18 protein-coding genes are annotated in these 18,294 nt (G+C 34.3%); 10 read left to right on the top strand and 8 right to left on the bottom strand.

What is annotated here, in order from left to right; genetic code table 11:
- Positions 1 to 164: 164 nt before the first annotated feature.
- The gene (locus tag CLV55_RS10790; RefSeq protein ID WP_112113810.1) at positions 165 to 1,367 is read left to right on the top strand and encodes an NAD(P)-dependent oxidoreductase; all 1,203 of its coding nucleotides are present in this window, start codon (positions 165 to 167) and stop codon (positions 1,365 to 1,367) included.
- Between the two features lie 394 nt (positions 1,368 to 1,761).
- Here the strand turns inward: CLV55_RS10790 and ettA are convergent, their stop codons facing one another.
- Genes ettA through holA form a run of 3 tightly spaced genes read right to left on the bottom strand, consistent with a single transcriptional unit; the run spans position 1,762 to position 4,709 of the window.
- Positions 1,762 to 3,456 (bottom strand): energy-dependent translational throttle protein EttA, encoded by a 1,695-nt coding sequence (gene ettA / locus CLV55_RS10785; RefSeq protein ID WP_112113809.1) that lies wholly within the window; start codon positions 3,454 to 3,456, stop codon positions 1,762 to 1,764.
- A gap of 16 nt (positions 3,457 to 3,472) precedes the next feature.
- Positions 3,473 to 3,655, bottom strand: coding sequence for a CAL67264 family membrane protein (locus CLV55_RS10780; protein WP_112113808.1), 183 nt, complete (start codon positions 3,653 to 3,655; stop codon positions 3,473 to 3,475).
- A 49-nt stretch (positions 3,656 to 3,704) separates the two neighbouring features.
- Positions 3,705 to 4,709, bottom strand: coding sequence for a DNA polymerase III subunit delta (holA, locus tag CLV55_RS10775; RefSeq protein WP_112113807.1), 1,005 nt, complete (start codon positions 4,707 to 4,709; stop codon positions 3,705 to 3,707).
- Positions 4,710 to 4,752: 43 nt separating this feature from the next.
- On the opposite strand from holA, the gene CLV55_RS10770 reads away from it, so the two are divergent.
- The 3 genes from CLV55_RS10770 (at position 4,753) to CLV55_RS10760 (ending at position 7,106) form a co-directional block, all read left to right on the top strand.
- Positions 4,753 to 5,208 carry a type I restriction enzyme HsdR N-terminal domain-containing protein gene (locus tag CLV55_RS10770; RefSeq protein WP_112113806.1) on the top strand — a complete coding sequence of 152 codons (456 nt, stop codon included), beginning with the start codon at positions 4,753 to 4,755 and terminating at the stop codon, positions 5,206 to 5,208.
- Positions 5,199 to 6,197, top strand: a complete 999-nt coding sequence (locus CLV55_RS10765; RefSeq protein WP_112113805.1) for a glycosyltransferase family 2 protein — start codon at positions 5,199 to 5,201, stop codon at positions 6,195 to 6,197. Before CLV55_RS10770 ends, CLV55_RS10765 begins: the two co-directional genes overlap by 10 nt.
- Positions 6,198 to 6,269: 72 nt before the next feature.
- Positions 6,270 to 7,106: an OmpA/MotB family protein gene (locus CLV55_RS10760; protein WP_112113804.1), complete on the top strand. Its 837-nt coding sequence runs from the start codon at positions 6,270 to 6,272 to the stop codon at positions 7,104 to 7,106.
- A gap of 23 nt (positions 7,107 to 7,129) precedes the next feature.
- On the opposite strand, the gene CLV55_RS10755 is transcribed toward CLV55_RS10760, so the two are convergent.
- From CLV55_RS10755 to aroB, 4 genes are all read right to left on the bottom strand, one after another.
- On the bottom strand, positions 7,130 to 7,537 hold the full coding sequence (locus tag CLV55_RS10755; RefSeq protein ID WP_112113803.1) for a DNA primase: 408 nt from the start codon (positions 7,535 to 7,537) through the stop codon (positions 7,130 to 7,132).
- A gap of 11 nt (positions 7,538 to 7,548) precedes the next feature.
- Positions 7,549 to 8,523, bottom strand: coding sequence for a deoxyhypusine synthase family protein (locus CLV55_RS10750; protein WP_112113802.1), 975 nt, complete (start codon positions 8,521 to 8,523; stop codon positions 7,549 to 7,551).
- A 74-nt stretch (positions 8,524 to 8,597) separates the two neighbouring features.
- Positions 8,598 to 9,998, bottom strand: a complete 1,401-nt coding sequence (locus CLV55_RS10745) for an arginine decarboxylase (protein WP_112113801.1) — start codon at positions 9,996 to 9,998, stop codon at positions 8,598 to 8,600.
- 286 nt (positions 9,999 to 10,284) lie between these two features.
- On the bottom strand, positions 10,285 to 11,349 hold the full coding sequence (gene aroB / locus CLV55_RS10735) for a 3-dehydroquinate synthase (protein ID WP_112113799.1): 1,065 nt from the start codon (positions 11,347 to 11,349) through the stop codon (positions 10,285 to 10,287).
- A gap of 252 nt (positions 11,350 to 11,601) precedes the next feature.
- Between aroB and CLV55_RS10730 the strand changes: the two genes are divergently transcribed.
- From CLV55_RS10730 to CLV55_RS10710, 5 genes are all read left to right on the top strand, one after another.
- Positions 11,602 to 12,003: a DUF2452 domain-containing protein gene (locus CLV55_RS10730; protein ID WP_112113798.1), complete on the top strand. Its 402-nt coding sequence runs from the start codon at positions 11,602 to 11,604 to the stop codon at positions 12,001 to 12,003.
- 5 nt (positions 12,004 to 12,008) lie between these two features.
- On the top strand, positions 12,009 to 12,653 hold the full coding sequence (locus CLV55_RS10725) for a flavin reductase family protein (RefSeq protein WP_112113797.1): 645 nt from the start codon (positions 12,009 to 12,011) through the stop codon (positions 12,651 to 12,653).
- A complete protein-coding gene (locus tag CLV55_RS10720; RefSeq protein ID WP_112113796.1) occupies positions 12,650 to 14,128 on the top strand; it encodes a cryptochrome/deoxyribodipyrimidine photo-lyase family protein in 1,479 nt (492 codons plus the stop codon). Before CLV55_RS10725 ends, CLV55_RS10720 begins: the two co-directional genes overlap by 4 nt.
- A gap of 94 nt (positions 14,129 to 14,222) precedes the next feature.
- Entirely contained in the window at positions 14,223 to 14,822 is a 600-nt protein-coding gene (locus CLV55_RS10715) for a hypothetical protein (RefSeq protein WP_146739565.1), read from the top strand.
- A 300-nt stretch (positions 14,823 to 15,122) separates the two neighbouring features.
- The gene (locus CLV55_RS10710; RefSeq protein ID WP_112113794.1) at positions 15,123 to 16,295 is read left to right on the top strand and encodes a proline dehydrogenase family protein; all 1,173 of its coding nucleotides are present in this window, start codon (positions 15,123 to 15,125) and stop codon (positions 16,293 to 16,295) included.
- A gap of 79 nt (positions 16,296 to 16,374) precedes the next feature.
- Here CLV55_RS10710 and CLV55_RS10705 read toward each other — a convergent pair whose 3' ends face one another.
- On the bottom strand, positions 16,375 to 16,833 hold the full coding sequence (locus CLV55_RS10705) for an Lrp/AsnC family transcriptional regulator (protein ID WP_112113793.1): 459 nt from the start codon (positions 16,831 to 16,833) through the stop codon (positions 16,375 to 16,377).
- Positions 16,834 to 16,993: 160 nt separating this feature from the next.
- Between CLV55_RS10705 and CLV55_RS10700 the strand changes: the two genes are divergently transcribed.
- Complete coding sequence (locus tag CLV55_RS10700; RefSeq protein ID WP_112113792.1) at positions 16,994 to 18,196, top strand: aminotransferase class I/II-fold pyridoxal phosphate-dependent enzyme; 1,203 nt, start codon at positions 16,994 to 16,996, stop codon at positions 18,194 to 18,196.
- Positions 18,197 to 18,294 lie beyond the last annotated feature (98 nt).

Genomic DNA, 18,294 nt, shown 5'->3' with positions numbered 1-18,294 from the left:
AAGAGAAAGGTTTCAACATATTTTCCACAATTTTAACAGTACTGTAAGTAACTCCTTGTTTATCAATTTTTATAAAACTTTTTACGACCTGATTAATTTTTAAAAAAAGTTTTGAAAACGTTTTCGTTAATGATACTTTTGCATCACTAAAATAAAGCCTTAAAATGATATTTGGTATTATAAAAGAACGTAAAACACCCCCAGACAGAAGAGTTGTATTTACTCCTGAAGAATTAGTTCGATTAAAAAAAGAACATCCCGAAGCTGTGATAAAAGTAGAATCTTCTGATATTAGAGTTTTTGATGATGCGCAGTACGCAGACTTAGGAATTGATGTAACAACAGATATGTCTGATTGTGATGTGCTTTTTGGGGTAAAAGAAGTTCCTATTGAGGCATTAATTCCAAATAAAAAATATTTTTTCTTCTCTCACACCATAAAATTTCAGCCCTATAATAGAAAATTATTACAAGCCATATTGGAAAAAAATATTGAATTGTATGATCACGAAACGATTGTCGATGCAAATTTTAAACGTTTAATAGGATTTGGACGTTATGCAGGTATTGTTGGCGCATATAACGGATTTAGAGCATTCGGAATTAAATATGATTTATACACGCTCCCAAAAGCGGAAACTTTAAAAAGTAAGGAAGATCTTGTCGTTCGTTTGAGACGTCAAATATTGCCTAATATTAAAATCGTTTTAACGGGCCATGGAAAAGTGGGAATGGGTGCCAAAGAAATTCTCGATGACATGAAAATTAAACAAGTCACTCCCGATGATTTCTTGAATAAAATTTATACAGAACCCGTCTACACACAAATTGATGTATTAGACTACAACAAACGAATAGATGGTCAAATATTAGATAATAAAGATTTTTATAAAAACCCTCAAGAATATTCGTCAAATTTTGAACGTTTCTCGCAAGTTGCCGACATTTTTATGGCTGGACATTTTCATGGAAATGGAGCGCCCGATATCCTCACAAGGGAAATGTTGCAATCACCGAAAAATAAAATTCAAGTGGTTGCCGATATTTCTTGTGATGTGAATGGCCCCATTGCTTGTACCATAAAAGCATCTACAATTGCCGACCCTTTCTTTGGATATTTACCTAGTTCACATCAGGAAGTTCCCTATACACATCCGGGTTCAATCATGGTTATGTCGGTTGATAATTTACCCTGTGAATTGCCAAAAGATGCCAGTGAGGGATTTGGAGAAATGTTTATGAAGCATGTAATTCCTGCTTTTTTCAATAGTGATCAAGATGGGATTTTACAACGAGCAAAAATTACTGAACAAGGTAAACTAACGGAACGCTTTCAGTATTTACAAGATTATGTAGATGGAAAATAAATTACTCTAAACATGAAGTCAATAGGCTTGTCCTAGCCAACTAAAAGTTTGCGAGACATCAATTTATATTTCTTTTGAAAGCTAATAACAAGCAATATTCAATAATAAAAACGAGTGCTTTCAAAAGTGAATCTGAGTAACTCCATTAAACAAACTAAGCCACTATGGACTTGAAGTACATAGGTTTGTTAGCAGACTGAAAGTCAGCAAGATTGCAGCATTATAATTTCAACCACAAATTACACGAATCTACACGAGTTTAATTTGCGGAAATTTGTGTAATTCGTGGTAAAAAATATTTTTAGAATCTGAAAGCGAAATGCACTAAAGTGCATAGTTTTAACTATCTTTAAGACCAATAAAACTAATTTCACTAGTTTATTAATCTTATCATTTAACTTCTAATCAGTTTTTTATATTTTATTCGTTTAGGGGTTAAGTCACCACCCAATCGTTTTTTCTTGTTTTCTTCATAATCGGAAAAACTACCTTCAAAGAAATACACTTGAGAATCACCTTCAAAAGCTAGGATATGAGTACAAATTCGATCTAAAAACCACCTGTCGTGAGAAATCACCACAGCACAACCCGCAAAATTTTCTAATCCTTCTTCTAAGGCTCTCAGCGTATTAATATCTAAATCATTGGTTGGCTCATCCAACAACAATACATTTCCTTCTTCTTTGAGCGTCATGGCCAAATGAAGTCTGTTTCGTTCACCGCCAGATAAAGCAGAAACTTTTTTGTTTTGTTCACTTCCGCCAAAATTAAAACGTGACAAATAGGCTCTTGAATTGACTTGGCGCCCTCCCATCATGATTAACTCTTGTCCATCACTAAAATTTTCCCAAATGGATTTATTCACATCAATATTTGCATGAGACTGATCGACATAGGCAATTTTTACCGTTTCTCCTATGGAGAATGTTCCCGAATCGGCTTGAACTTCGTTCATAATCATTTTGAAGATGGTTGATTTTCCTGCGCCATTAGGACCTATGATTCCAACAATTCCAGCTTGAGGTAATTTGAAATTCAAATCTTCATATAATAATTTATCACCATACGCTTTAGAAACGCCTTTGGCTTCAATTACATTTGTTCCTAATCTTGGACCATTAGGGATGTAGATTTCTAATTTTTCTTCTAATTCTTTTTGGTCTTCATTCAAGAGTTTGTCATAATTTTGAAGACGTGCTTTTTGTTTTGTCTGTCTTCCTTTAGCGCCTTGTCGTACCCAGTCCAACTCACGCTCAAGGGTTTTCCTTCTTTTGGAAGCCACTTTTTCCTCTTGCTCCATGCGTTTCGATTTTTGATCCAACCAAGAAGAATAATTTCCTTTCCATGGAATGCCTTCTCCTCGATCCAATTCTAAAATCCAACCAGCTACATTATCAAGAAAATAACGGTCGTGTGTAACGGCAATCACTGTTCCTGCATATTGTGACAAATGTTGTTCCAACCACAACACACTCTCAGCATCTAAATGGTTGGTTGGCTCATCCAATAAAAGTACATCTGGCTGTTGCAAAAGCAAACGACACAATGCTACGCGTCTTTTTTCTCCACCTGATAAAACGCTTATAGGCATATCTCCATCAGGTGTTCTCAAAGCATCCATAGCAATCTCGAGTTTTGTATCTATTTCCCAAGCCCCACATGCATCTATTTTATCCTGCAGTTCACCTTGTCTATCCATGAGCTTTTGCATTTTATCGGCATCTTCATATACCTCAGGTAAGCCAAACATATCGTTTATCTTATTGAATTCATCCAAAAGCGCCATAATTTCAGCAACTCCCTCTCGAACCACTTCTATAACTGTTTTGGATTCATCCAATTGTGGTTCTTGTTCAAGATAGCCAACGGTATATCCTGGAGCAAAAACCACATCGCCTTGGTAATTTTTATCGACTCCAGCAATAATTCTCAATAATGATGATTTTCCAGAGCCATTAAGCCCTAGAATTCCAATCTTAGCCCCATAAAAAAAACTGAGGTAAATATTTTTTAATACTTGCTTGTCACTTCCTTGGTAAGCCTTACTTACCTTTTGCATAGAGAAAATGACTTTTTTATCTTCTGACATTTTATAATTTTTTAATTTAAACTCTTCCTTTTAATGCATTAAAAACCCATGCATTTGCTAAAAATCCAACCCCAACAGCGCCAAATCCCCAACCAGCTACATCGGCATATCGATAAACCCCTAGACCGATAAGAATAAGCCCCATGAGTATCATAATAAAAGTAGCCCAACCCAATACGGTATTTTTATTCATTCCCATAAATCATGTATTTAAATATAAGGACGGCAAATATCGTGAAATAATATGGTTAATTAAAAATCTTAACTAACATTTCCTTGAGTAAGTCGTGATTTGATAACGCATTAGCCCCCACACCTTTACTTTTTACATCAATAGTGCGTAAAGTGGCTACAATGGCGCTTACTTTTTTCATAGGGTAGTTTTGTAATGCCCGTTCATAATCTTTAAAAAAATAGCTACTGATTCCCAAAGCCGCCATGACATTTTTTTGAGACTTGTCTTTCAAACCATGATATTTCAATAATTTAACAAAAAAGCTAAAGACCAAACTTGTGGTAACAACCATGGGGTTGTCTTTAGGATTATCGGCAAAATATTGTGCAATTTGATATGCTTTTACCTCGTTTTTAGAACCGATAGCATTTTGGAGTTCAAATACATTAAAATCCTTACTAAATCCGATATTCTCTTCGATATCCTGAGGAGTAATGGTATGTCCCTTGGGTAAAATAATTTGTAATTTATCCAATTCGTTACTAATTCTACTAAGGTCATTCCCTAAAAACTCAACGAGCATGGCATTAGCTTTCGGATCAATTCCATAGTCCTTCCCTTTCAATACTCTTTGAATCCAGCTACCTACTTGATTTTCGTATAATTTTTTACTTTCAAAAACAACTCCCGTTTTATCGATCTGTTTGTATAATTTTTTTCTTTTGTCAAGAGTTTTGTACTTATAGGCTAATACAAGAACGGTAGAAGGTTGTGGATGTTCTGCATAACTTTCAAGCTTTTCAATAGTTCGTGATAATTCTTGCGCTTCTTTGACTATAACTACTTGCTTTTCGGACAGCATGGGGTATCGTTTCGCTTGTCCAATGAGTTCTTCAATGGTGGTATCTCTTCCATAAATCACCATTTGATTAAATCCCTTTTCATCCTCTGTGAGCACATTGTTTTCAATATATTCGGTTAATTTATCAATATAATAAGGTTCTTCTCCCATAAAAAGATATATAGGTTTAACCATACCTAATTTAATATCATTGATAATTTTAATAACTTCTTCCATTTTGAATACGTGCTATTTTATACAAAAAAAGTATCTTTGTGCTATGCAAAAGCTCCATTTTCCGACCTATACATTTCGCTTCAAAAATAGTGAAAATAAAATTGCTATCTTTGATGAAATTCGTAAAAAATTTATTCTTCTCACACCAGAGGAATGGGTAAGACAGCATGTTATTCAATACTTAATTAACGAAAAAAAATATCCAAAAGCATTGATCAATGTTGAAAAACTTATTAAGATTAATGGTTTAAATAAAAGATACGATGTTGTTGTTTTTCAAACAAATGGAGCGATAGAATTATTAATAGAATGTAAAGCGCCTTCAGTTCCAATTTCTCAAAAAACATTTGATCAAATTGCACAATACAATCTTGTAGCTCAAGCCAAGTATTTAATGGTTACCAATGGTTTAAATCATTACTTTTGTAAAATGAATTTTGAGCAGGAACAATACATTTTTTTACACGAATTGCCCGAATACAATACTTTATGTCATTAAAAAAAATAGCTGTGGTCATTTTAAATTGGAATGGCGAACAACTCCTTGAACAATTTTTACCTACACTCCTAGCCTTTTCTACAGAAGCTACAGTTTATGTGGCTGATAATAATTCGACTGACCAATCCCTAACACTTTTAAAAAACAAATTCCCGAGTGTTAAAATCATCTCTAATTCGGGAAATTTTGGATTTGCTAAAGGCTATAATGTAGCGCTACAAAATGTTGAGGAACCCTATTATGTTTTAGTAAATTCTGATGTCGAAGTAACCGAAAATTGGCTAACTCCTATTCTTTCTATTTTTGAAAACGAACCCAATACTGCTATTATTCAACCTAAATTATTAGATTTCAAAGACAAAAATTATTTTGAATATGCTGGAGCCGCTGGCGGATTTATAGATCAATTTGGCTACCCCTATTGTAGAGGGCGAATTTTTGAAACGCTTGAGGAAGATTTCGGGCAATATGATAATAATATAGATCTTTTTTGGGCATCAGGAGCTTGTTTTTTTATTCGAAAAGCTGTGTTCAGAGAACTAAATGGATTTGATGATGATTTTTTCGCTCACCAAGAAGAAATAGATTTGTGTTGGCGTGCTCGGAATTCAGGTTATGCTATAAAATTTTGTAACCAATCCAAAGTGTATCACGTTGGAGGAGCTACTCTAAGCAAAGCGAATCCTCATAAGACCTTTCTAAATTTCAGAAATTCATTACTGATGCTTCTCAAAAATTTACCAAAAAACAAAATAGCTCCTATTATTTTCAGTCGATTATGCTTAGACGGTATTGCAGGGCTTACGTTTTTATTCTCGGGTAATCCTAAGCATTGTGGAGCCATTATTAGGGCGCATTTCGATTTTTATAAGTTGTTTTTAAAGACCTTAAAAAAAAGAACTGCCATACAAAAACCTGATTATTTTAAATCCAAAAGCATTCTATTTCAATACTATATTAAAGGTAGTAAGGTTTTTGAACAAAATTAACAATATTTTACAACCTTTTATTTTAATCAAATCTTAAGAAATTATACTTTTGTATAATAAAAAAAATACAACATGAAAAAAACCGTTTTTATACTTTCGCTAGCTGCACTTACACTCAGTTCTTGTGGTTCCAAAAAGAAAATTGCCGAATTAGAACAAAAGAATAAAGAATGTCAAGATTTACTGAATTCAACAACAGTAAAATTAAACATGTGTTTGTCTGAAAAAGAGGCGCTTTCAAAACAAAACGAATATCTTAAACAAAATAATACTGATCTTATTAACAGTTCAAAAGAGTTGACTGTACTTACTACAAAAGGAGCTCAAAACTTAGAAAAATCACTGGAAAGCTTAAAAGAAAAAGACCTCAAAATTGCACGTTTACAAGATGCTTTAACCAAAAAAGATAGCGTTACATTAGCTTTGGTAACAAGCCTAAAAGGCTCTGTTGGAGTAGCTGATCCAGACATTGAAGTCAATGTAGATAAGGGTGTTGTTTTTATTTCGATTTCCGATAAATTACTTTTTAAAAGTGGTAGTTATGTCGTAAGTGATAAGGCAAAAGAAGTATTAGCTAAAGTAGCCAAAGTAATCAACGACAAGCCTACTTTTGAGTGTATGGTGGAAGGTCATACCGATAATGTTCCTTTTACAAGAAATGCAATCTTACTTGACAATTGGGATTTGAGTGTGAAACGTTCGACGGCTATTATTCGTGTATTAACTAAAGAACTTGGAGTAAAACCTGCCCAACTCATAGCAGCTGGAAGAAGTGAATACATTCCTTTAGTCGATAACAATACGGCAGAAAACAGAGCGATAAACAGACGAACTCGTATTGTTGTGCTCCCTAAAATTGACGAATTCTACGATATGATAGAAAAAGAAATGAAGAATCAAAAGAAATAATTCTATTATTGAATAATAGAATACTACTCTTCATCATCGGCATCATCAAAATTGTCAGAAGGACTTGAATCTGAATCTTCATCATCCTCATCATCTAAGTCATTCTTGTCGTTATAATGATCATCTTCTTCTTCTTCGCTTGGTAAATCATCATCATCTAAATCAATACCTTTTACTGGAGCAATAGGTTCGATTACCGCATCAAGATCCTCATCATCTTCAAATTTTTCCATTCTACTCGCTAATTTAGTACTTACTTTAACCAAATAGATGGTATCTTCTGTACGAACTTCTACAGCTTCTACTAATTCGTTATGAGCATTTCGAAAGCGAATAATATCTGTATCATCATATCCATCTGGAAATTTTTCAACTAATAAATTTAAAATATCGCTCGTGAGCTTGGCATAATCAACAATAATTCTTTTCATAAAACAGGCTATTATAAATCAAGTAAATAAGCAAAAATTAAAGGGGCCACTATGGTTGCATCTGATTCTATGATAAATTTTGGCGTGTGAATATCCAATTTTCCCCAAGTGATTTTTTCATTAGGAACTGCTCCTGAATAAGACCCATAACTTGTTGTGGAATCAGATATTTGACAAAAATAACTCCAGAAAGGAACATCGTGCATTTCCATATCTTGATACAACATCGGTACCACACAAATTGGAAAGTCTCCCGCTATACCTCCACCAATTTGAAAGAAACCAACTCCTTTTCCTCCTGAATTTTTCGGGTACCAATCGGCTAGCCACATCATGTATTCAATCCCACTTTTCATTGTAGTAGGTTTAAATTCTCCTTTAATACAATAGGAAGCAAAAATATTACCCATCGTACTGTCCTCCCAACCAGGCACAACAATTGGTAAATTTTTCTCTGCTGCAGCTATCATCCAAGAATCTTTAGGATCAATTTCATAATATTGTTCCAAAACTCCAGAATTTAACATTTGATACATAAATTCGTGTGGAAAATAACGTTCGTTAGATTTATCCGCTTTGTTCCAAATATCATATAAATGAGATTGTAATCTTCTAAAAGCCTCTTCTTCAGGAATACAGGTGTCAGTAACTCTATTATAGTGGTTTTCCAATAAATCCCATTCCTCTTGTGGAGACAAATCTCTGTAATTTGGTACTCTTTTATAGGAATTATGGGCCACCAAATTCATAATATCTTCTTCAAGATTAGCTCCCGTACAGGAAATAATATGAACTTTATCTTGACGAATCATTTCAGCTAACGATTTTCCCAACTCGGCAGTACTCATGGCCCCAGCCAAAGTAATCATCATTTTACCGTTTTCTAATAAATGCTGCTCATAACCTTTTGCTGCATCTACTAAAGCTGCCGAATTAAAATGCAAGTAATTTTTCTCAATAAACTGACTTATAGGTCCTTTACTCATTTGAATATGTAATATTTATATTATTTTTTTTTAAACCAAAGAAAAAACTTTTTTGTATACTGTCAAATAAATTTTTACTTTTTATTGTATCCTAATATACTCAACACGTCCTCAGAGGTTTGCTGTTCTGAAAACACTTCTGTAGCTAGTATCCCATTCTCATCTCTATCAATAAGAATATGTTTAGGTTGCGGAATAAGACAATGGTGTAATCCTCCGAATCCACCTATGGTTTCTTGATAAGCGCCTGTATTAAAAAAACCTATATATAAAGGTTTCTCTTTGTTATATTTGGGTAAATACACCGCATTCATGTGTTGTTCAGAATTGTAATAATCATCGCTATCACACGTCATACCACCTAAAAGCACACGTTCATAGGTATCATTCCAACGGTTTACTGCCAGCATGACAAATCGCTTGTTGATGGCCCAAGTATCGGGTAACGTAGTAATGAAAGAAGAATCAATCATGTTCCAATTTTCTCTATCGTTTTGTTTTTTCTGATACAATACTTGATAAATCGCGCCGCCTGATTCTCCTACGGTAAAGGAACCAAACTCAGTGAAAATATTGGGTACGGGAACTTCCGCATCGTCACAAGCTATTTTAATTTGATTTAGAATTTCTTCTACCATATATTGATAGTCGTATTCAAAAGCCAAGGAATTTTTAATAGGAAAACCACCCCCAATGTTTAAACTATCTAAGGTAGGGCACTCTTTTTTCAAAGCAATGTATACTTTCATACATTTTAATAACTCGTTCCAATAGTAAGCCGTATCACGAATCCCCGTATTGATAAAAAAGTGTAGCATTTTCAACTCTACTTTTTTATTTTCTTGGATTTGTTTTCTGTAAAAGGGCACAATATCTTTATATCCGATACCCAAACGAGAGGTGTAAAACTCAAATTTTGGTTCTTCCTCTGCAGCAATTCGAATCCCAATTTTAAATTTTCCTTTAATGCTGTCTTGCAGCAAATCAAGTTCTTCAAAATTATCTATAACAGGAATGGTGTTTTTATGTCCGTTATTAATCAATCGAGCAATATTTTCAATATACTCGTCTCGTTTGAAACCGTTACAAACCACATAGGTATTCTTATTGATTTTACCCGATTCTAATAAATTTTCTACTATATTGATATCAAATGCCGAAGAAGTTTCAATATGAATCTTGTTTTTGAACGCCTCGTTCATGATGAATTCGAAATGCGAACTTTTGGTACAATAACAATAATAATATTTACCATCATAGTTCAGTTTGTCCATTGCTTTTCGAAACCAACCTTTAGCTTTATTAATGTTGGTTGATATTTGTGGCAAATAAGTAAATTTTAAGGGGGTTCCATATTGTTCTACTAAATGCATCAAATCAATGTTGTGAAATTGAAGCGAATCTTTATTCAAAGAAAATCCTTCTTGAGGAAAGTAAAAGGTTTGATTGATGAGATCGTAATATTTTGTGTTCATGCTTTAAAAATTTGAAAAAATGAATAATTTAAAAAACTAAATAATATCATTTTTCAAACTCTAATGTTCGCATAAATTATGGGTAATTTTGGTGTTTCGGTTTTAAACAATTCTAAAAACAACCCAAGAATAGTTCGCACAGATGTTAAAAAAGCTACGCATAACACTTGAAAACCACTACTTGTTTTAAGTGTAAAAGCACGCTGTTTGTTAGAAAAGTTATTTTTTATCATCAGGGCAAATTTATAAAATATTATAAGCGATTTGCAAGATTTTTTTGAAATTTTTATTGAAAAAAATAATCTTCAAAAGCCGCTTCAATCAATTCATTTTCAACGATTTGATTTATTGCTGTCGCACCTATTCCTTGCAACAATACAAATTGTACTTTTCCGTATTCATTTTTTTTGTCATGAATCAATAAATCCAATACAGATTGTATATCATTGTGAGTAAAGGCACGCACCTCATACAGGTTGGTCAAGACGTATTTAATTTGATAATACTCTTCAGAAGAAAGACTCCCTTTTTTCATAGAAATAAAACTTTCTAGTTGCATTCCAATAGCCACTGCCTCACCGTGTACTAACGGAAATGAAGATGTTAAAAAATGACTTTCAATGGCATGTCCTAACGTATGCCCAAAATTTAAAGCTTTTCGAATACTGTGTTCTTTGGGGTCTTGTAACACAATCTCATTTTTTATTTCAATAGAGCGATACAGCAACGAATCAAAATCGGACATATCTAGAGTTTTTAAATCTAAAAATTGTTCCCAATATTTTTTATCGTAAATCAAGCCATGTTTTAACATCTCAGCCAATCCCGATCGCATTTCACGCGGAGACAATGTTTCAAGAAAAGTAGAATCGATAATAACTATTTTTGGGACAGATACGAGGCCAATTTGGTTTTTCAAACTTCCTAAATCAACACCATTTTTCCCGCCAATAGCAGCATCCACCATGCCTAATAAACTAGTTGGGACATTAATAAAATCAATCCCGCGTTTGTAGGTCGCTGCCACAAATCCGCCAATATCGGTCACTACTCCGCCCCCTAAAGAAATCATCAAACTTTTTCTATCTGCCCCTAAATCGGATAAAATAGACCAAATTTCCATGCAAGTAGCGATGGTTTTTGTGTCTTCACCAGCTTCTATTTCGATAATTTCAATACGAGTTTCTGTGGCTATTTGACCCAAAAATTGAGGTAAACAATACTCGTTGGTATGCTCATCAACTAAAACAAAAATACTGGAATAAGTATTTCCTTGAATTAGGGAATGAAGTGCCTCATACCCCGTTTCGTTGAAATAAATCGTGTAGCCATTGGCCGCAAGTGCTCTCATGAATGTGTTTGTTTAGGGCAAAAATACAGATAAAAATCAGGAAAATCTCAAGACTTCAAAATTTAAAGTCTTTCCCTTGACATATATACCCATAATCATGTACTTTTGTTTAATTATATTTTAACAATGTTAAACAAAAAAATAAGACTGTTTTTATTGTTCATAAATTTAATTAAAACGTACAAAAATTAGAAAGTGAAACCTTTGAAAAAACAAATTGTGTTAAGTTATCAAACCCTTTAAAACATTCCCATGAAACCCAAAAAACCAGATAATGTGGTCTACTCAGACGAAATGGGATACCACGCTAACATTACACCCTACCCTACTCATGTAGGTGCTCCAGTGATTAAAACCGATGATATCGTGTCGTGGAAAAACATAGGTATTCATAAGGTGAACAAAGAGATGGAAAGCAAATTCCTAGAGTTAAAAAATCAATATGAAAACCTCATGAAAGAATACCAATATAATGAAATGGTATACAATGCAACATTTCAATTTGAGCCTGTGGTGGGAGAAATATACCATTTGTATAAAGGAATCAATGGAAAAAACTTTTTGTCTTTAATTGCGCCACAAGAGTGGAATAAAGAACATCTTGGTACCTTTCGTTTGAATAGTGATAAAAAATGGATACTCATTGAACAATAAATCAGATGACACGACATATAACGTCTAAAGAATTATCCGAAATGGATAAACAAGAACGAGTGCATGTAATCAACAGTTTAGGTGGTTTTAAAAGTGTGGTTCTTGTGGGCACTTCATGTCAAAAACTAAAACCAAACGTTGCTATTTTCAGTTCGCTATTTCACATTGGGGCGAATCCACCTTTGGTTGGACTTGTCTTTCGTCCCACGCCGCCCGAACGGGATACCTATAGTAACATATTAGCTACGGGGAGGTACACGATTAACCACATCAACGAATCCATCTATAGACAAGCCCATCAAACATCTGCACGATATGAGAAAGGAATTTCTGAGTTTGAAATGACTGGACTAACACCTACCTATCTGGATGATTTTAGTGCTCCTTACGTTGCTGAAAGTCATTTGAAATTTGGTATACAATTCCGAGAGAAAATCGATATTACAATCAACCATACCACCTTATTGATTGGAGAAATTATCCAAATATACATCCCAGAAACATGTCTTGAAAAAGATGGGTTTATCAATTTAGAGAAAGCCAATACCCTCACTTGCTCCGGATTGGACAGTTACCATAGAACAATACAATTGGATCGCCTGAGTTATGCGAAACCTGATAAAGAAATTACCTCACTGCTCAAAGATTGAACTCAAAAGAAATCAATATCGTCTGGTTCAAGCGGGATTTGCGTTTTGTAGATCACGAGCCTCTTTATTTGGCGCAACAAGACGGTATTCCTGTGCTGCTGCTCTATTTCTTTGAACCTTCAGTCATGTCCTATGTTGATGCTGATGTAAGACATTGGCGCTTTATATATCAATCCATTCAAGAAATGCAACAGAAACTAGCAGCAGTGGGGTCTCAATTGTATTATTTTCACAATGAGGTTGCGACCGTATTTGAAGCCTTAGTACAAAATTATACAATCAAAAAAGTCTATTCGCATCAAGAAATTGGGAACCAATTGACTTTTGACCGAGATATTGCCATACAAACTTTTTTTGACGACCATCAAATTGTTTGGAAACAATCGCAAATGCACGGTGTGATTCGTAAATTAAAATCAAGAGGTGATTGGGACAAACGATGGGAACGTGTAATGCGAGAAACTCCAAGAATGATAGATTTAAAGGTCTTGAAATTGGAATCATTAGACATCGATTTTTACACAAAATGGATGGGAAAAAAGTTGGCAAAAGAAATCACCACACCTAATGAAAACTTTCAACCAGGTGGTGAATATTGGGCTTGGCGCTATTTGGACAGTTTTGTAAAACAGCGCTATGTAAACTACAGCTCCCACATCTCCAAACCTAGTTTGAGTAGAAAAAGTTGCAGTCGGCTGTCACCCTATTTGACCTACGGAAACATCAGTATGCGTATGGTGTATCAATATACGATGCCACATTATCAAACCTCAAAAAACAAGAGAGCTTTGGCCAATTTTATTTCTCGTTTGCATTGGCATTGTCATTTCATTCAGAAATTTGAAGACGAATGTCGCATGGAGTTTGAACACATAAATCGAGCGTATGAAAGTCTGGTCAAGCCCAAGAACGAAGCATACATCAAAACTTGGCAAGAAGGAAAAACGGGTGTTCCTATTGTTGATGCATGCATGCGGTGTGTCGTGGCTACAGGGTATCTCAATTTCAGAATGCGGGCTATGATTGTATCGTTCTTCGTTTTTAATTTGTGGCAAGATTGGCGCGATCTCCATTTTCTAGCTCGTCAGTTTTTAGATTATGAGCCCGGAATTCATTATCCACAATTACAAATGCAATCGGGTACCACAGGCATCAATACCATTCGAATTTATAATCCTATAAAGAATTCTGAAGATCACGACCCAGATGGTACGTTTATAAAAAAATGGATTCCCGAATTGGCACAAATTCCCGCCCCATTAATCCATGAACCTTGGAAATTAAATCCCATTGAACAACAATTTTATCATTGCGAAATCGGTAAAGACTATCCGTTTCCTATTGTTGACATTGAAGAAACACGTAAATATGCTAGTGAGAAAGTATGGAGTTATAGAAAACAAGAAAACGTAAAAAAAGAAGGCGCTAGAATCTTGCAAAAACATGTGATTAATCCCAACAAGTTCAAAAATTAACAGCCTTTAATAGTAGCAACTATTTTGCAACTAACAATTTTAAAAATATTTTTTTAGTACACGACAAAAAATATAATTGATTAAAAATTATAGTATGAAAAGAATTTTACTTTTATTATTTATTTTATGTTCAATAAATTCTATTGGACAAACCTTTTTTGAAAACAAACAATTTGGAATTTCAATGCAAAATCCAACAAATTGGAATGTATCTGATAATCAATTACTTTTAAAAAATTTAGAAAAACTTGATTTTTCAAATGAAGTGACAGCTGAACTAATAAAAGCTAATAAAGGAATGATTGTATTAGCTAGTTTTTATAAATATGATATAAATAATCATATTGGTTTGATTCCTACGATAACAATAAATGTTAGAATCAATCAAACTAAAAATTTTGAAGATTTTAAAACCTTTCAAAAGGAAAGCTCTAAAGGATTAAAAAAATACTTAGACGATTTTGAATATATTATTGAACCCAAAGAAATACAATTATCAAATAGAAAAGGAATGGAATATCGCTGTAAATATTCAATGAAAACTAAAGATGGAGAAATTTTAAAAATAAAAAGTCTAAATTATTTTATTCCAATTGGGAAATACTATTTATGTTTTAATTTTATTGATGGACTAGAGAAAGATGATTGTACAAAAGAATTCGAAGAACTAATAAAAACAATCAAAATAAAATAAAATAAAATAAAAACGATATGATTCTCTCTTTGCTAGTGCAAGTTTCACATTCGTGCCATGGAATAATCTTGTTAGCGATAATTTTTTCTACCAAGAACAAATTTAAAAGATGAAAAAGAAAGTAGTAATCTTTATTTCTAAAATCTTAATAGGTACGAGCATAACGCGCGCACTAGCATAGGATACTACAAAAAAATCACCCTTATTATTATTACGCTAAAATAAATGGCTTTTTTAGCAAAAAATCATAAAAAATATTATCTAACTCTAACTATATTTGCATAGTTAATAAATTTTGACATGGATAAAATATTCAACAATACTGAAGTGGCTTTTGCACTTAAAAGCGACACCGAACTCGATAGAGCGTATTTTCTTTTTAAAATGATTGCCAGCGAGCCTTTAGTTCGAATTGGGACAGCCGTTACCAATTTTGCCATCAAAGCCCATTTACCCGTAGAGGGATTGATTCGCGCTACGGTATTTGATCATTTTTGTGGCGGAGTCAACGAAATGGATTGTTTGTCGGTAGTAGATAAAATGTACACCAAAGGCGTATCGTCGGTCTTAGACTATTCTGTAGAAGGCAAAGAAGAGGAAACGCAATTTGATGCTGCTTTAGAAATGACGTTAAAAACTATTGAATTTGCCAAAGAACGTCAAGCCATTCCTTTTGCAGTATTTAAGCCAACCGGCTTAGGGCGTTTGGATTTATATACTAAAGTAGGAGAAAAACAAATCCTAACAGCAGAAGAACAAGCAGAATGGACTAAAGTGAAAGAGCGTTTCGAAATCGTGTGTAAAACAGCACACGACAAAGACGTCGCTTTATTGATTGATGCCGAAGAAAGTTGGATGCAAGACGCCGCCGATGATTTAGTAGAAAGCATGATGCGTCAATACAACCGCGAAAAAGTGGTTATTTTCAACACGTTACAAATGTACCGTTGGGACCGATTAGACTACCTTAAAGCCTTACACGAAAGAGCCAAAACAGATGGGTTCTACATCGGAATGAAATTGGTACGTGGAGCCTACATGGAAAAAGAACACGAACGTGCTAAAGAAAAAGGCTATCCTACGCCTATTTGTGCTTCCAAACAAGCAACCGACGACAATTATAACGCTGCAGTTGACTATATGATGCAACACCTAGACAAAATGGCCATCTTTGCAGGGACCCACAACGAAGAAAGTTCTTATAAATTGATGGAAATGCTTCAAGCAAACTCAATCGCCATCAATGATTCCCGAATCTGGTTTGGACAATTGTATGGTATGAGTGATAACATCAGTTACAACTTGGCTTCTCATGGATACAATGTGGCGAAGTATTTACCTTTTGGTCCTGTTCGCGATGTGATGCCTTACTTGATTCGTCGTGCTGAAGAAAACACTTCTGTCGCAGGTCAAACCAGTAGAGAATTGAATTTATTAAAAACAGAACGAGACAGAAGAAAAGGAAAATTATAAGAACTTTTTATATAAAAATCCCATTCGCCACTTGAACTATGCCTCAAAACAAGACTTCGGTGGCGAATTTTTTTTATCGTTAAAGCACAAAAGCGGTCGAATTTTTAACTTCACCTATCATAAAAGTGCTGTGAGTACTCCCAATGTGCTGTAATGTAGTGAGTTTGGTTACCATAAATTCGCGATAGGCTTCCATATCTTTCACACATATTTTTAGAATATAATCATAGTCCCCACTCACATGGAAACATTCCAAAACCTCTGTAAGTTTGCCCACTTCCCTTTCAAATGTGGTAAGATATTCTTTGGCATGTTGAATGAGTTTGATGTGGCAAAACACTACAAATCCTTTTTGAATGGTATTTCTATTTAACAAGGCAACATACTTCGTAATGATTCCTTCTCGTTCTAATTTCTTAATACGTTCATAAACAGCGGTAACAGACAAATTTAATGTTAATGCCAAAGCTTTTGTAGTCATTTTGGCATCTTTTTGAAGCAATTCGAGAAGTTTTTTATCGGTGGAATCCATAATCATACTTTAAAATTGTTTGTTTATGAGGTAAAAATAGAAAATATTTAGATTTTTATTCTAATTAAATAATAAAATAATCTATTTTTTTCTAAATTTTATTCAATCTATTGAAAATACTAAAGTGTTTTATGAATTTTGACTAATAAATTAAAAACAACTTTTTATGGAACCATTTCATCCCGCAGATAAAATTCAAGATTTACAATATTTTGGCGAATTTGGAGGCGTTAACCCTTCAATTTCAGATTCATCTACCTATACCTTTCTTTCGGCAAAAACTATGTTTGATACCTTTGAAGGAAATGCTGAAGGATGCTATTTGTATTCGCGTCACTCCTCTCCTATGAATTTGTATCTGAGTCAGGCGTTAGCAGCCATGGAAGGTACAGAGAGTGCTAATGTAGCCGCTTCGGGCATGGGAGCCATTACTTCAGTTATAATGCAATTATGCCATGCGGGCGATGAGATTGTGTCGAGCCGAACTATTTACGGAGGTACGTATGCTTTTATGAAAAATATGTTGCCTAATTGGGGCATCAAAACTCATTTTGTTGATATCACCAAATTAGAGGTAGTAGAGGCTGCTATCAATGCTCAAACCAAAGTATTGTATTGTGAAACGGTGAGCAATCCGCTACTAGAAGTAGCTGACATTGAAGGTTTGGCCAATTTGGCGCGCAAATACAACTTAAAACTGGTTGTAGATAATACGTTTTCGCCTTTGTCTGTTGCACCAGCTAAGTTAGGTGCCGATGTGGTGATTCACAGTTTGACCAAGTTCATCAACGGAAGTAGCGATACAGTGGGAGGCGTGGTTTGTGCGTCACAAGAATTCATTAACGATCTAAAAAATGTAAACAATGGCGCCATGATGCTTTTTGGGGCTACGATGGATAGTTTGCGTGCGTCGAGTATCTTGAAAAATTTACGAACCCTACACATCAGAATGAAGCAACACAGTCATAATGCATTATATTTGGCAACTCAATTTGAAAAAGACGGATTGAAAGTCGTGTATCCCGGATTGGAAAGCCACCCTAGTCATGCGGTATATTCTAAAATGCTTAATAAAGAATACGGTTTTGGAGGCATGCTGACACTAGATGTAGGTACCCTCGACCGAGCCAATGCATTGATGGAATTGATGCAACACCGCAATTTGGGTTATCTAGCCGTGAGTTTAGGATTTTACAAAACCTTGTTTAGTGCACCAGGTACTTCCACGTCGTCTGAAATTCCGTTGGAAGAACAAATCGAAATGGGCTTGACAGATGGATTGATTCGTTTTTCTATTGGATTAGACAACGATATCGAACGCACGTATGGATTAATGAAATCGTGTATGATAGAATTGGGTATATTGTAATTAGATAAACCAGTAGATATCCTTCTTTTGGGATGCTAATTTTCGTGCATTTCAGTCGTTTTTGGTAAATACAATTTCGAGAATGAGGAAATAATGTT

Source organism: Flavobacterium aciduliphilum (genome assembly GCF_003268855.1).
Lineage (GTDB): Bacteria > Bacteroidota > Bacteroidia > Flavobacteriales > Flavobacteriaceae > Flavobacterium > Flavobacterium aciduliphilum.
This window is presented reverse-complemented; position numbering and strand designations above follow the sequence as displayed.